The sequence below is a fragment of the Vibrio sp. Vb2880 genome (genome assembly GCF_033337975.1).
In the GTDB taxonomy this organism is placed as follows: Bacteria; Pseudomonadota; Gammaproteobacteria; order Enterobacterales; family Vibrionaceae; genus Vibrio; species Vibrio alginolyticus.
Map to the genome: position 1 here is coordinate 136,344 of NZ_JAWORT010000013.1, position 15,083 is coordinate 151,426.

Here is a 15,083-nt window from a genome sequence, read left to right on the forward strand (position 1 = left end):
ATCCTCTCGAAAATTCACGTTTCACAAGTAGATACTTTGAACGATAAATTGGCTCAAGCTAGGAGGTGGCAAATCATGCGGTCTGAAATAGGTATACTGTTTGCCAAAAATACAAAACCCAACGCTGAATGGATCTCATCAAGCGTTGGGTTACATTGATAATGTGTTTTTAATCTAAAAAGCGTCTGTTAGTAAAACTAGATCGAAGAACAGTTTCCTTTTTCTGCCATGTCGACTTTTAGTACTTCTGCTTTACCTTTGCTTTCGTCCACGAGTTCTACGCCCGCACCACCAACAAATACACCCATTTTAATGTATTGATTAACGAAATAATTACGGCCCTCTTCCGTTAAGATAGTTAAGTGATTTTCCGAAAACTCAGACTCTGTACTTACTTGATGTTCTTTATTGCCTTCGACCTCATGGTAGAAGAATACACCAGGAGCGGTTTCACCAATACATTCCCCATCGACGTAAACATACTTTTTAAGCGCTGCTCCGACAAAAGCATCTTCTCGGTAAATGTAAATCCCTGCGTTCCCCTTTTGAGGTGCTTCAAATGATTTCATTTGATTTGATACTGTCGAATCAACAGTAGGAACAGAAGCACAACCAGACAAACCCAAAAGGAATGCGGAACACAGAATTACTTTATTTTTCATGTTATTAACCTAGCTACGATAAAATCGCGCCAACCATACTATAAATAAATACGTTCACTTATTGGTATTTTTGAAATTTGTGATTCAACCTATGCAATAGCACTCATTTAACGTATAGATTGAGCAAACATTAGCCATATAATAATCACGAGAATAAAATGCCCTGTATCTAACGATCACTAAATGCCACTTTACTCGCTAGACTGATAAGTAGAATACCTGAAACACCTTCAAGAGTTCTTGAATAACGCTGAGAGTGTGGACGACTAAATACCCAATTACCCACAGATGCGTACAAAACGTTACATGTCGTCGCAAGTACGCTGAACAGCAAGCCAAGTACTAATAATTGCATTGATGTTGAGCTTGCAGACGTATCAATAAATTGAGGCAGAAATGATAGGAAGAATAGCGCTACTTTTGGATTCAAGACGCTGACGATAACTCCCTGAACAAACACATTTTTATTATTATCAACATTTTTGTTTTCAACGATTTTACTTTCTCCACGCCACATGGACAGTAATGACTGAACACCTAAATAAACTAGGTAAGCGGCCCCTAACCATTTAACAACGCTAAAAGCCAAAGATGAACTCAGAATTATTGCTGACAAACCTAAACATGCCGCTAGTGTATGAAAAAAGTAACCAACACCAAGCCCCAGAGCCGCTTTCAGCCCAGCAGATAATTTACCTTTCATTGTATTGGAAACAATATAAATTACATCAGGTCCAGGAATCATGTTGATAGCGAGACAAGCGACAACAAATAATAATAGTGAGTTTGAATCCATTCTTTTCTCCAAATTAACGTCTTGCGGGATAACATTTCATCGAACTACAAGTAATGCAACGTCCAGGTTTCGATTGGTTATATTTAGTATTAACAACACGTTACTAATACTACAGCACTGCACGAAGAGCACAATCATGAACAGTGATACGAATCAAATTATGGGCCTTTGTTAGCCCTTTGAATGATAATATTTATCATCATTTGGTTGTAAGCTTTTTCTAGCCAGCAGCTCTTATGGAAGTTAACAAATCGGCTACTTAGTATACTTAATAGACCGTCAAATCAGATAGATTATCTATTCTTATTTCTTCAAGCCTTTTGTGCTTCATTTTCCTGCCTCACTAAGCAGCAACTTAATACTTGCTACACCAAAAAATAACGCGAACACGCCTTCAAAAACTGCTTTGGATCTGAGATAGGTTTGTCTGACCTTTTTATGCGCGAAAAGAAAAGCATAGCCAAAGAAAACCAAAGCACTAACCAGCCCCACAACAAAAATGACCGACAACAATTCCAACGGACTGGCCTTAGGAGGAACCCCTATCGAATAAAGCGCACCGAAAAACAGAATAGCCTTTGGGTTAGTTAAGTGAATTAACACTCCGGTTAAGTAGTTACCCTTCTTTGTCGTTACGTATGTTTTGGGTAACTTTAGCTGCTCGATGTTGCAGGCAGAATGTACGGACTTTAAAGCCAAATATAAAAGATAAAATGCCCCACAATATCTAAGAATTTCAAAAAGCCAAACATTGCTATAGAGTATGGTTGCGAGACCAAAAGCGGCTGAGGTTGACCAAAATAAAGACCCCGTTAAAACATCTGCAGCCAAATACCCACCAAAGCGTCGACCGTGGTTCATTGACGTGCCTGCTATCGCAAGAGTTGCAGGTCCAGGGCTAGCGATGGCAGCGATAGCTGATACGACAATCAGTGAATAATTTATCTCTTCCATTTTTACTCTAAGCCTCCAAATGGAGTTTTATCAACACTTATCGCGGAATACTCTATTGAACGTACATCAGAAGCGTAATACTGATTAAAACACCAAGTGTCACGAATCAAGTTGAGATTCTTTGGTATTTTACTGCTCCAAAATAACATCAAATCCGCCATAAATGAGACGCTTTCCATCAAAGGGCATTGGGTTATTGTCTGGACTCATTCGAGGATCCCCCATGATCCGCTGCCACCCTGAGTCCCGAACTTCTTTTGAAGGCCAGACTACCCACGAAAACACAACGGTTTCGTTTCTTTCAGCGTTAACTGCCATGGGAAATGATGTGATATCACCATCTGGTACTTCACTCCCCCACGTCTCAACAACCTTTAAGGCCCCAAACTCCCTGAACATTTCTGCTGCTATTTTTGCGTGTGCGATATACTTTTCTTTATTCGCTGTCGGTACTGCAGCGACAAACCCATCAATGTATGACATAAGTAAACTCCTTTCATTGGAGTTATAACCATAGCTCAATAAAAAGAATGCACATGATGCCAAACCATAGAAGCAGGTACGTAATACAGCTTGAGAGCTACATTCCTAGCTTGGACTTTATATGCATATTTGAAAGGTATGTGTTTGGATCAAGCTTGGTTAGCATATTTATAATCTCCAAAACACTCGAATACTCAATACGTTCCTGTTCTGCATGCCCGATCCCACCTATTGTAAAGTGAGTAAAGCGGTAATCACGATAAACGTTTTGCAGCTGGCTAGAAATATCTTTGAGTAATCTTTTACTGAGGGCGAATGCAGGGTATTCACTACTTTCTGAAAGCTCTGCTGTAGAGCCAATAGATACAATATTGCATTTATCGTTAAGTGAACCTAAAGCGTTAAGCTCATTGACTAAATTAAGATACCCAATCGGGCCAACATTCATAAACTCAATCAGTTCGTTTGTTGTCAATTCTGAAGACTCTCCCCACATCGACGCCAAATAAACGGTGATGTCAAACTCTACACCTTTGAAGCACGTATAATCTGGTTTTTTACCGGGATCAACGTCAATACAAACAGAAGCGACTCCATCCTCAACTAGCTTTGATCTAGAAATCGCATAAATTTCCGTACCCTGTAAGTTCGTAGCCAAGAACCTTCCTAGCCCTTTACTACCTCCAACGATTAAAATCTGCATAAACCTATTCCTTGGTTAAGGTCGTCTTTCATATTGTCCGTCAAACTGTTCATTAGGCATCACTTTAACGTTTCTATTGCCCTACTTAGTTCTATCTTCAATTTCATCGAATGGTTCAACTGAAATACGCTCTGCAATTTCACTCATCTTCTTCATTTTTTCTGGGTTACTAGTTCCCCAAAACCGCTCCCAGTCTTCACGTGTTCGCCACTTGGCAATAGTTAAAACCTTTTCCGGTACATCGTAAGAACGAAGCATAAAACTACCAAGCGCCCCATCTACTGACTCATGAATTGAATCTGTCGTCGAACGCCATATATTTTGAAACTCATCCATTTTTTCACTTGGCACACGCCATTCATACACAACTCTAAACATAACACTTCCATTAAAATTTCTAGATTTAATACGGCAAAGTATCAAGAACACTAAGCCAGGTTAATAGATGAATAAAGCAACATAGTAGAGCGTAGAGCAATCTAAAAAACAAAGCGTAAACGCTCTAAATCACTCCGATTCGATTAGTCATGCACACATTCAAAGATTTCGTATTGCCGTTTAACATTGGCTGTTACTTTTCCCCAATGTGAGGCTTGAACTCTTTCCTGATGTTGTTTAAAAGAGGCTTTGTCGACGAACTCCTCATAGACATCAAAACGAAACGGATTAGTCGAGCTTTGAGTCACAAGAAAAGTAAGGCAGCCCGACTCTTCTAACGTGAGCCTTTTGTGAATTATTAACTCATGTTTTACTAATTCTAAATCCTTTTCCGGAACTAAAATAAAGCCTTTCAATGTTACTTTCGACATATCATCCTCTCACCCCTGTAACCTTTCGTTCAGAAGTAGCCAACACGCCCTCAATCTCAACCTTCATATCGCAAATGTGAATCTCACCATGAATTAAATGCCACGTGTTAGGAATCTATTTCTAATGCCCTATCGACTTACGAGCATAAGGTTATCTCTACCCTTTCTTTGCCTTTACCGATGTTCTTGCGTTTTAATTGAATTTGGCCGACTTCTGATGTGCGCTTTAAGTGAGTGCCACCGCAAGGCACTTGCGCAAACCCATCCACTCTCCAATACCTTCTTTCACTCTCTTGATCGGAAAAGTCACTAATAATAACTGAATCAGAGTTAATCAAATCTTGCACATCAGTTTCAATTTCTTTCAATAGCGGGCCAATACTTTCAGACCACTCGAAATCTATGCGACTCTTATTTTCAGAAATATGCGCGCCTATCTTAACAATGCCTTCCCGACGCTGATAAAACATCTCGAGCACCACTTCAGCCGCAAAGTGTAGCTTCATTAAGGCATATCTACGCTTCCAATCAATATTCGTAGTTACAATGTCACCAAGAGTAAAATTTGGAGAGGATTCCAATGTGTAAATAAGTCGAACACCTAACTTTTGAGCAATCAAAACCGGAATACCATTAATCGTTCCTTTATCACTCTCTTGGCCTCCAGACTCTGCAAAGAAGATAGTCTGGTCCAATTCAACCTTATTTCCGTCTACATTGGTCACTCTTGAGTTAAGTTCTGTTTGGTAGGGATTAACCCAAAATAATTTCTCGCTCATGCTGCTATCCTTGCAGTAAGTCCTATCCGTGATAGTACATTCAGTGACCACCAAGTCAATTCAAGAAACCTCGCCGTCAAGTGTAAGGCTGTGTATTGAGTACGAGCAGGCTAGATCTATTAGATGCTTTTAAGGCTGGGTACTAAACGCTGTCCAGGGGTTTAGCTAACAACCCGTAAATTGCTGAATCTGAGACTACTCCATTCACTTCCCAACGCTGCCTAAGGAAACCTTCCTTTATAAAACCTAACCGTTCCAAGACTTTACCTGAAGAAGCATTGTCTGGATCTATCTCAGCCTCGATTCGACGTAGATTCAGTGTTTTGGATGCGTGTTCGATTAATGCAGTTCCCGCCTCTAATACAATGCCTTTACCCCAGAAATGACGACTCACGCCAAAGCCAATTTCTGCGCGCCTAGACTCTTTCACGTGATTAAACAGCATTATCTTACCCAGAAGTTGGCCATTGCTCTTTAGGAAGATGCCTAGTGTCACTTCTGTATTCCTATTCATGGCCTGTGTACTCTTGGCTATAAATGTCCGCGCTTCTTCAATTGAAACCCAAGGGCCAGAGTTCCAATATTTCATGACCTCATGGTCTGAGAAGATGTCAAACAATTCGCTTGCATCATCTTCAACTAGCTCTCTTAGAATTAATCGTTCCGTTTCAATCTTTGTTACTAACATTTTGGGGTCAGCCTTTTGGTTCGTTATTGGTGACGAAAATCCAATAAAAGTGTGAGACACGTAATACAAATGATTTCGTATGAGACTTTTAAACAAGCTCAACGCACGGTAAAAGCGCCACGTGTAACGACTCTATATTGAAGCAAATTTTAGACATTCAAGTGCGTCAACAAGTAACCGTTGAACGCATCAAAGCTTGGGGTGAGTTGATCATAAGTCCTAAACTCAGGCTCAAAATAGTCCATATACTTTATTATCGCTTAGTGACGATTTCCTTCAGTACTCTGGCTGGGTTGCCACCAACAACGACATTGTCTCTAAAACTCTTTGTAACGACTGCGCCAGAAGCTACCACCACGTTGTTCCCAAGTGTTACGCCAGGGTTGATTACGGCATGGCCACCTATCCAACAATTGTCACCAATGTTTATGGGCTTTGCTAGCTCTAAACCACTGTTCCTCTCGATAGGATCTAAGGGATGAGTCGCAGTATAAATGCCAACTTGAGGCCCAAGTAAACAGTTATCACCAAACTTAACTTCCGCAACATCCAAAATCACACAACCAAAATTAGCGTAAAAATTATCTCCAACGTGAATGTTGGATCCGTAGTCGCAATTGAAAGAAGATTCAACATGAATATCGTCACCTGTTGTGCCGAACAAGTGCTTAGTAATTTCAACTCGCTTTTGTTTATGCTCAACAGAGGTAGCATTCAATTTTTCAGTTAGTAACCTAGCGCTCAACCTTAACTTTAATAACTCTTCATCACTTGGGTCATAAAGCTCACCTGCTAACATTTTCTCTTTTTCTGACATAAAACTTGGACTCCAATACCAATTTTCTTACAACGCTACATTAAGTATGTGAGTAACGCTACCACCTAAGCAAGGCTGCTCCACCACGAAAACAAAGCCCGACTTGAACGCAAGTCCTCAGCGCTATCAATTTTTTCAACAAACTAGTGCACTACCACCACCGTTCTCACTAACTTATCACCGAGCCGTTGCCTCTTTTTACCAAGAATGAAAATTGAGTCAATAAAACCTAAGAATGGAGTAATAACATTTCGAAAGAGCGACTGAAAAATATTGCACTTTTTACCCGTTCTTGCACTTATAACTGCAATGCCCAAAAGTTTTTTACCCACACTTTGACCATTTGGTAAACAATCAGAAAAAAGGTAATACGATACAGTCGCAGTTACTGCTGTAGCGCGCACAAGCTCTTTTTCAATACCGATTTCTAAGCCGACCCATAAAACGAGAGTAAAAATGCTAAAACTGACAAAAAGATCAATCATTTGTCCAACACACCTAACTCCCGGACTAGCCAAAACGTAATTTTCTAGAGTAAATTTTCCTGCATTTTTCATTTTAAAATTTGGACTAACAATTGTTTATTTGTGAACTAACGCTATTGAGACAGTAACATCCCTACTAAACCTAATCCATACTTCCGCAGAGTACGGTCGAACCTGATTTTTCTAACTTTTCAATATATTACCACGCTCGTTCTAAAGGCTAGATTGGTAATATTTCAACATCTCTTCTTGATTAAGCGCTTTACTTTCTAACTTTTGTTGATCTTTAAAGATTTGAGCTAATGAAGGGAGAATTGAGCGATTTACTTTATAGTCATCAGACCAAAGTTTCCCTCTCATCACCGCTTTCGCACAATGAAAGTACATACTCTCTATGACTATTTTGATAACAACCTTAGGATCTTTACTTCCATCGGGGCAAGCAGATATCAAGTTGGCGTCGGTGTGAATACTTGCGATTCCTTTAATACGGAGCACTTCATCAATACCGTTTACCATCAATAACAACCCTACCTTGGGGTTACTAATGATATTTTTTAGACTATCGATACGATTGTTCCCCGAGCTATCAGGGAGCAACAATGTTGATTCATCTAAAACTTTTACGAAGCCAGGCTCCCCTCCTTTAGGAGAAAGATCGATATACCCTTGTGAATCAGCGGTACTTAGAACTGCAAAATGGCAATTATTAATTAATGTAATCGCATGAACATCCAGCACAGGCAGAGCTTTATTTTTAGCTCTCGCACTTGGCTCTGCGTAAATTTCTTTTAACTGCTCTATTGTTTTAATTTCACTCATTCAATTTTATTCCTTCACTATCGTATAATACTTTGCTTGTAAGCAAGCAGTAACTCTGATTTCTTGTATAGGCACTCGACATAACTCATCGTAAAAATACTACGAGTACAAATTATCTCTTTAATGCCTTGTTATCTATAGATTTAAAGTTTTTCACTAAACTCCCCACACTGCTTACACTTATAACCATGCTTGTAAAAAAACAGTGGAAAACCCAGTAAAATAAAAACTAAGAAAGCTGGGCGTTTACCTTTTGTAAATGCAAATAGATCTTTACTACCACATTTAGGGCAAACGTCTTTTTCTTCATCAACGTCAACTTCATTTCCCAATGATTCTGAGAAATCGCTACTAAGTATTTGTTTCGCATCTTCTGCATCACTTTCGGCCACCATCAGACGGACGCCACCTATTGCATTTGAATAAAGCCACTGAGTATTTACCGTGTGCTCGTCAGCGATGTAACTTTCTATTCCGACACTATCTAGGCTTGCTCTCGCAATATGAGCTTCATGAGGAAAAGAAAACCTTGCTACTACAATCACATATTACTCCTTGTGGGAAAACGCTCCCGTAAGGTATAAGAAACGCTAATTGGAAATGCCATGTGTAGTATTTCTTTTTGAACAACTTATTAGCCCACTACAGACTAGTACATATACCCTAACCAATCTATATGGCCAACAGCCCAAGTTTTGCCGCTGATAGGTTTAACATATAAATCATCTAGTTGCTCTACAGCAACACCGTAATTTTTATGTTCATGAACGCGCAACCAAGAACTTAGAGAGTTAAGGCGCTGATAACCATTAGCCACATAAAAACGCTCCAAATCGGAGACTAAAATGATGAAGTCGACATCTTTAGTGGACGCATACTCGCTGAGTTGAGACAACATTGTTGTGCCAATACCTTGTCTTTGAACTTTGCTCTCGACACAAAAGTCACTCACACCTAATACTTTATAAATTTCATCACCAACGCGAACAACTCTGTAGTCTAATCCCATGTAACCAACTAACTGATCACCTTCGTAATTCAGAACTCTCATATGCGGGAGTTGCTTATAGTAAGAGCGAGTAACTTGATGTTCAGGAAACGACTGGTTTCTAAGAGCTTCAATTGCATTATGCTGTGCTTTAGATAACTCGATTTCTGGGTAAATATCCATATTTGACCTTTGAGTATTAATGACCTTTTGGAGTTGAGCAACGCAATACCGAACCTTCCGCATACCGATTTAATCACTGAGCTCAACGCACAGTTAAAATGCCACGCGTTGCGAATCACTCTTAAACAGTTTATTAGCAATTTAACTAAACGAAGCCCCAAAACCATCAAAGGTACATTAAAACTCCCAACCTTTTGTAACCATAAAGTCTAACCATTGAGCAAGGATGTCTTTGGTTACCGTTGTCGGGTGAGAATATCCTTCAACAAACCATGAACGGTTAATAAACCCCTCACTTCTGATCAATGACTCATAGTTTTCGAGAGCATCGTTTAGTTGAATGGCTGATGCTTTATTTGGACATAAGTAACTAAATTCTAGAACTAACTCTGTTTCGTTGATGATTCCGTTACTTATTAATGAACTCCAAGTCTCACTGAGCATGTTCAGTTGACTTTCTAAATTCGATTGATAACCACTCAACTCCAATTTCTCCCTGATTGCTAACGCCCTGTTAAGGTGTGAGCAACGCATTACCGAAGCGAACGCCTACCACCTTAAACACTAAAGTCAACGCATAGCAAAAATGCCACGCGTTGCGAATCCCTCTTGAACAGTTTGTTAGCCCGCTTGGATTCAAGTACAAAGTGCGACCCCCTGAAATTTAAAACAGTGAGATGTGCTATTCATAAGTTTTACTCCCGCCAAGAAGTGAAAAACCATGAATTACACACACCTCACTGAGAATGAAAGGTATATGATGTCCGCACTTAGAAAGCAAGGCATTAGTGTCGTCAACATCGCTAAAGAGCTAGGGCGTCACAAGAGCACTATCTACCGAGAATTTAAACGTAACTCTCGATACAACGCCTATCGCCCCAACCCTTCCTATCAGCCAGCTAGAGCGCAACAAAGAGCTAGAAACAGGTTGAGCCGATAACGGCGTAACAAGCGGTATACCAAGCACGATTTCGAAATTATTGACGCGCTTATAATGCTCGATTGGAGTCCTGACCAAATCGTTGGGTATTGCCGTTTGCATGGCTATCCAGTGATGAGCCATGAGCTTATTTACCAGCACATTTGGACCGATAAAGCCAACGGAGGCATGCTTTGGAAACATTTACGTTAGTCACCAAAACAGAGACGTAAGCGCTACAACGCCAAAGATAGCAGGGGGAGAATTGCCGCTAAAAGGCACAGAACAGAACGACCAAAACAAGCTGAGTTACGCCTAGAACCCGGACATTGGGAAATAGATACCGTGATCGGTCGTGGAACTAAGCACTGCATTGTCACTCTCGTTGACAGAATGACTGGCTACACCTATATCGGACAGCTAGATGACCGAACAACTATATCACTCAACGCGAGAATTACAGAGATCGTTACGCGTTCAAACTTACCATTTAGAACTATCACTGCTGATAATGGTACAGAATTCAATTAATATCAGGAGATAGAAAACAAGCATAAATGCTTGTTTTACTTCGCAACGCCCTACCACTCTTGGGAACGAGGAACCAATGAGAATACAAATGGACTCATACGCCAATATTTACCCAAGAAAACCCCAATGGCTCATGTGACAAAAAGACTGTGCAGCCAGATAGCTTATAAACTGAATAACAGACCACGCCAAAGGCTTGGTTACAAGACACCAACGGAGTATATTAATGAGAGGCTAATCTAAGTGTCGCACTTCAAACTTGATACTAAGTACGTACTTTACTCAGTATCAGATACTTCTCGGCATATTCAGAAAACAAAGTATATGGATTCATACTATTCCCATAGTTTTGAAACCGTAGCTGCCCGCTTTTTACCTGAGCACTTACCTCTAGATTTGAAAGTCCACTCGCTTCAGACGCCGTTAAACCCTCAAAAATCACGTATTGCTCATCTAGTATATATTCTCCACTTAATAGACGTTTTTCGATCTTGACCTCAAAGTAGTTCCTACCTTATTTTTCAAACAGCTTAACCTCTAAGTTACAGGGTAACTTATCGCTATTCAGATAAGTTCCGATAAGTCCGTCGCTGGGTTCAGCAAGTACGGATGTCGATAAAAGCCCCAAGAGAAGATAGCTTACTTTCTTCACATTACCTCCTAGTGCATAACGCCTTGTTAAGATGTGAGGCACGCAATACCAAAGCTTCCGCATACCACCTTAACCACTAAAACTAACGCATAGTAAAAATGCCACGCGTTGCGAATCACTCTTAAACAGTTTGTTATGTGAAATTTTGTGGTTATCTTATTTCATACCACGGAATTGAAGATATACCATTTGGGTGACCTCTGACCGGACAAACATCAAAGCCTCTAATTTCATAATATGGAATGGAAGAGGTTCCATTAGAATGACCCCTTGCAGGGCATAGTTCACGTGACATAATTTATTCTCCGTTTAAAACTAAACTTCAATAGTTACTCTATCGCGACCAATTCGAGCCACTTCTAAAACATCAGATGAATGCATTTTGTTACTCCAATTCAATTATTTAAAATACAAATATACAATTCCAGTACGACATTCTGCCATTGCTTTGTATTTATACATTTCACATAACGCCTTGCTAAGGTGTGAGCAACGCAATACAAAAGCTACCGCACAGCGCCTTAATCACATAAGCCACCGTATAGTAAAAATGCCACGCGTTACGAATCACTCTTAAGCAATTTGTTAGTACATACGCTACTTCTATTTATGCGCTCCAAGATATTGAAAAGTGGCATGATATGAAAGGCTTTGAACACTGAAGTGAGACGGGCAGCTACAAAACTTTACCGCCATTGAGAAACGAAAGTTGGCTAGAAGAAAAACGCACGGAACTGCTCTACTTTCATTGGCTTCAAATTAGAAAAGGATTCGTTCCTCGCACTCAAACGACAGCCCCAAGGAAAGACAAAGTTCACTTGGAAAACACAGCAAAAACGAAGAAGCGCCAAAGAAATAGGCTAAAAGTTAGAAACCGTAAACGGAGAAATCAAAGCGAACACTCCGCATATAGTGCCACCGGAAAGAACATGAAAGGTACAAACTGTAAGGTGTAAAGACGAGCGCCGAAACAGATAAACACCAAAACTGATGACCTTTGATTTCAACCCCGTACAAACGCCCTATTAAGGGGTGAGTAACGCAATACCAAAGCCGCCGCATACCACCTTAATCACTTAAACTAACGCATTGTGAAAATGCCACGCGTTGCGAATCCCTCTTAAACAGTTTGTTATGTGACGGCGACAAAGCCGAACTTACTCCCTATAAAACTTTGAAAACCAATTACTGAATGACTCTTGATACTCTTGCTGAGCCTCTTTAACAATTTCATCAGCATCTTCGGTTTGCTCGATACCACGAACTTTTAACCAAGTGCAATATTCTCCACTATGTTCACTAGGCTCATAGTCATCGGGATCTCGATAGTAGCACACGCTATCCCATTCAATCATGGGCTCACAATCAAACGTTAATATTTGAAGTAATTCATTAAAATTACGAGCTACTACGTGGTAACCACCTTCACTACCAAAAGCAACTATTGGCGCATTTTCTAAGTTTCTATTACCGTCTTTTAGCCAAAAACCATAGGAAGATCCACTTGCATCTGCACTTGCAAATTCATAAATAGAGTTGAGAAACTCTTTACTCTCCGAGTACGTCTTTAAACCCAGTTTCTCTTGATCGATTGAAAACTCAAACCCTTCTGAAAAGTACGCATCTGATGCGACTTCATCATCAAAACTAATCAGTGGCAACAAATTCTCAGGCAACATTAATCCCTCAAAGTGCTCTATTAATTCGTTTTTGATACTCATTAGATACTCCTTACTACTTGAATTACATAACGCCCTGTTAAGGGGTGAGCAACGCAATACAAAAGCCGCCGCATACCGCCTTAAACACTAAAACCAACGCATAGTGAAAATGCCAAGCGTTGCGAATCCCTCTTGAACAGTTTGGTAGGCTATTGACCCTCTGAGATTCTCACGTACGTCCCATTGAAAGTGACATTTAGCCCACCACAACCGTTGTCTTTGCTAACTACGAGGGTATCTTGATCTAATAAAACTTGGAGAGTAAAGCCGTCAACGTCATAGTCTATTTGATAACCTTTTAACGTTACAACTCCGTCGATTTCTCCAAAATTTACAAGGCCAGAAGAAGAGTCACCTACCCAAACTGATGTACCAGATAGTTCGTATGTGTTCGAACCCACCTTAGTTAAGTCAATAAAGGCAGTGTCAGTATCCAATTGATCATTGTTATACCGCTCATAATGCCCCTGAAAACCAGGAAAGACTGCTGCATATGCAAGCGATGAAATAAGCAACATACTTAGAGCTACGCAAACTGTTTTCAAGCTCAAATTCTCCTCAATAGCCTAACGCCTTGTTAAGGTGTGAGGCGCGCAATACCAAAGCTTCCACATACCACCTTAAACACAAAAACTAACGCATAGTAAAAAAATGCCACGCGTGCCGAATCACTCTTAAACAATTTATTAGGCATAATTCCACGGGGCTTTTACGTCGAAGTTAGACCCAGGGTCTTCACCGTTGAAAGCGCCCACATATAGTACTTTATCGTTTCTAATTATCCACTCCATACCATGCTCAGGTTCCCACTCACAGTTAAGTTCCATGTGAATTACTGGCTCACCGACTTCTGAGTAAGGAACCAACAACACGCTTGGATATATTAGTTTGAGAACTTCGTGTGGACTAGAGAATGATTTGAGTGGTTCACCTATTGCTTCTAGGTAACTATTACAATAGCTGATAGATGCTCTACAAAGTTCATCGACTATCTCGGCTTGTAACCCATCCAAGTAATTCGCACACATTTCTGCAAAATGAAGGTCATCAGTTTCAGCAGATAAAGCGATGTACTGACCGAACATTCGAAAATACACTTCACCTTCGATTTCACATTCACTTATTTCAACATTCTTTATAAGTTTCATTGTGTTTTCTTCCTTTGCTGGTGTACCCCACAAAAAGTAGACAGTACATAACTACATACTTTCGTACTCAACTGGGCTGACCTGCCCCAACGCTGAGTGTCTTCTTCTGCGATTGTAAAATACCTCGATGTATTCGAAGATGCCCATTCGGGCTTCTTCGACAGTTTGATAGTCTTCTGCGTATATCAGTTCGACTTTCAGTCGACTGTAGAACGACTCCATCACCGCATTATCCCAGCAGTTACCCTGCCGACTCATGCTCGGTACACCTCCATGCTTGCGCATGAAGTCTTGATATTTGTAGGCTCTGTATTGTACACCACGGTCTGAGTGGATAATGACGCCCTTAGGCGGCTTACGTGACTCAAACGCCATTTTTAGAGCGTTAGTGATTAGCTCGACGGTCATCGTTGTCCCAAGCGACCAACCCACAATGCGTCTTGAATGCAAGTCCATCACTGTCGCTAAGAAGAGCCAACGGCTCTTCACCCAGATATACGTAATGTCCGTAACCCACTTCTGATTTGGTGTCTCGGACTCAAAGTCTCGACGCAGTAAATTGTCGGCAACATTCGTCATCGCAGCTACATCCTTGCTGTATTTAAACCCTTTGCCATTACGTGCCCTGATACCTTTTTCCTTCATGATATCAGCGACATAATTCACGCAGCAGGCATGGCCTGCTTCGTTTAGCTCTTCAGCTATTCGCACTGAGCCGTAACGTGCCCGATATTGGGCAAAGGTACACATGACGAGCTGTTCAAAGCGCTTTCGCCGCTTTGAACAGCTCACTCGGCGTATGATGACACCACTTATAGTAACCGCCTCGACTCACCTCTAACGTACGGCACATTAAGCTAATGGAGTACTCACCGACATAGCTTTCAATGAACTCGTACTTCACTCTTGCTGCTTCGCGAAGTACGCCGAGACCTTTTTTAGG

Annotated in this window: 19 protein-coding genes and 2 pseudogenes; 1 reads left to right on the forward strand and 20 read right to left on the reverse strand. The window is 40.6% G+C overall.

Annotated features, from left to right (window positions below):
• Positions 1 to 197: 197 nt before the first annotated feature.
• The 15 genes from R7M92_RS15450 to R7M92_RS15520 form a co-directional block, all read right to left on the reverse strand.
• Entirely contained in the window at positions 198 to 662 is a 465-nt protein-coding gene (locus R7M92_RS15450; RefSeq protein WP_005377099.1) for a DUF2846 domain-containing protein, read from the reverse strand.
• A 169-nt stretch (positions 663 to 831) separates the two neighbouring features.
• Positions 832 to 1,458, reverse strand: a complete 627-nt coding sequence (locus tag R7M92_RS15455) for a LysE family translocator (protein WP_005377098.1) — start codon at positions 1,456 to 1,458, stop codon at positions 832 to 834.
• A 327-nt stretch (positions 1,459 to 1,785) separates the two neighbouring features.
• On the reverse strand, positions 1,786 to 2,412 hold the full coding sequence (locus R7M92_RS15460) for a LysE family translocator (protein WP_318133782.1): 627 nt from the start codon (positions 2,410 to 2,412) through the stop codon (positions 1,786 to 1,788).
• Between the two features lie 129 nt (positions 2,413 to 2,541).
• Positions 2,542 to 2,895, reverse strand: a complete 354-nt coding sequence (locus R7M92_RS15465) for a DUF1428 domain-containing protein (protein ID WP_318133784.1) — start codon at positions 2,893 to 2,895, stop codon at positions 2,542 to 2,544.
• A 97-nt stretch (positions 2,896 to 2,992) separates the two neighbouring features.
• The gene (locus tag R7M92_RS15470; protein WP_318133785.1) at positions 2,993 to 3,598 is read right to left on the reverse strand and encodes a hypothetical protein; all 606 of its coding nucleotides are present in this window, start codon (positions 3,596 to 3,598) and stop codon (positions 2,993 to 2,995) included.
• 81 nt (positions 3,599 to 3,679) lie between these two features.
• The gene (locus R7M92_RS15475) at positions 3,680 to 3,976 is read right to left on the reverse strand and encodes an antibiotic biosynthesis monooxygenase family protein (RefSeq protein ID WP_031781322.1); all 297 of its coding nucleotides are present in this window, start codon (positions 3,974 to 3,976) and stop codon (positions 3,680 to 3,682) included.
• Positions 3,977 to 4,119: 143 nt separating this feature from the next.
• Positions 4,120 to 4,407, reverse strand: coding sequence for a putative quinol monooxygenase (locus R7M92_RS15480; protein ID WP_158173947.1), 288 nt, complete (start codon positions 4,405 to 4,407; stop codon positions 4,120 to 4,122).
• A 137-nt stretch (positions 4,408 to 4,544) separates the two neighbouring features.
• Positions 4,545 to 5,186 carry an alanine--tRNA ligase-related protein gene (locus R7M92_RS15485; RefSeq protein ID WP_005377082.1) on the reverse strand — a complete coding sequence of 214 codons (642 nt, stop codon included), beginning with the start codon at positions 5,184 to 5,186 and terminating at the stop codon, positions 4,545 to 4,547.
• Positions 5,187 to 5,328: 142 nt separating this feature from the next.
• Positions 5,329 to 5,874: a GNAT family N-acetyltransferase gene (locus R7M92_RS15490; protein ID WP_318133787.1), complete on the reverse strand. Its 546-nt coding sequence runs from the start codon at positions 5,872 to 5,874 to the stop codon at positions 5,329 to 5,331.
• A 253-nt stretch (positions 5,875 to 6,127) separates the two neighbouring features.
• Complete coding sequence (locus R7M92_RS15495) at positions 6,128 to 6,691, reverse strand: sugar O-acetyltransferase (RefSeq protein WP_258634681.1); 564 nt, start codon at positions 6,689 to 6,691, stop codon at positions 6,128 to 6,130.
• Between the two features lie 143 nt (positions 6,692 to 6,834).
• Positions 6,835 to 7,248, reverse strand: coding sequence for an RDD family protein (locus tag R7M92_RS15500; RefSeq protein ID WP_130546149.1), 414 nt, complete (start codon positions 7,246 to 7,248; stop codon positions 6,835 to 6,837).
• A gap of 141 nt (positions 7,249 to 7,389) precedes the next feature.
• The gene (locus R7M92_RS15505; RefSeq protein WP_005389306.1) at positions 7,390 to 7,998 is read right to left on the reverse strand and encodes a pyridoxamine 5'-phosphate oxidase family protein; all 609 of its coding nucleotides are present in this window, start codon (positions 7,996 to 7,998) and stop codon (positions 7,390 to 7,392) included.
• 143 nt (positions 7,999 to 8,141) lie between these two features.
• Positions 8,142 to 8,543 (reverse strand): DUF2007 domain-containing protein, encoded by a 402-nt coding sequence (locus tag R7M92_RS15510; protein ID WP_005377076.1) that lies wholly within the window; start codon positions 8,541 to 8,543, stop codon positions 8,142 to 8,144.
• A 104-nt stretch (positions 8,544 to 8,647) separates the two neighbouring features.
• Positions 8,648 to 9,169, reverse strand: coding sequence for a GNAT family N-acetyltransferase (locus R7M92_RS15515; protein ID WP_005377075.1), 522 nt, complete (start codon positions 9,167 to 9,169; stop codon positions 8,648 to 8,650).
• 177 nt (positions 9,170 to 9,346) lie between these two features.
• Positions 9,347 to 9,652 (reverse strand): hypothetical protein, encoded by a 306-nt coding sequence (locus R7M92_RS15520; protein ID WP_182039454.1) that lies wholly within the window; start codon positions 9,650 to 9,652, stop codon positions 9,347 to 9,349.
• Positions 9,653 to 9,890: 238 nt separating this feature from the next.
• On the opposite strand from R7M92_RS15520, the pseudogene R7M92_RS15525 reads away from it, so the two are divergent.
• Positions 9,891 to 10,862 (forward strand): annotated as a pseudogene (locus R7M92_RS15525) (IS30 family transposase).
• Positions 10,863 to 12,428: 1,566 nt separating this feature from the next.
• Here the strand turns inward: R7M92_RS15525 and R7M92_RS15530 are convergent.
• The 5 genes and pseudogenes from R7M92_RS15530 to R7M92_RS15550 all read right to left on the reverse strand — a co-directional run.
• Positions 12,429 to 12,992, reverse strand: coding sequence for a hypothetical protein (locus tag R7M92_RS15530; RefSeq protein WP_225473990.1), 564 nt, complete (start codon positions 12,990 to 12,992; stop codon positions 12,429 to 12,431).
• 149 nt (positions 12,993 to 13,141) lie between these two features.
• Positions 13,142 to 13,537 carry a hypothetical protein gene (locus R7M92_RS15535; protein ID WP_318133789.1) on the reverse strand — a complete coding sequence of 132 codons (396 nt, stop codon included), beginning with the start codon at positions 13,535 to 13,537 and terminating at the stop codon, positions 13,142 to 13,144.
• A gap of 141 nt (positions 13,538 to 13,678) precedes the next feature.
• Entirely contained in the window at positions 13,679 to 14,140 is a 462-nt protein-coding gene (locus tag R7M92_RS15540) for a DUF6985 domain-containing protein (RefSeq protein ID WP_225473984.1), read from the reverse strand.
• A 51-nt stretch (positions 14,141 to 14,191) separates the two neighbouring features.
• Entirely contained in the window at positions 14,192 to 14,890 is a 699-nt protein-coding gene (locus tag R7M92_RS15545) for an IS3 family transposase (RefSeq protein ID WP_318133792.1), read from the reverse strand.
• A gap of 10 nt (positions 14,891 to 14,900) precedes the next feature.
• A pseudogene (locus tag R7M92_RS15550) lies at positions 14,901 to 15,083 on the reverse strand (IS3 family transposase); the annotation flags it as partial.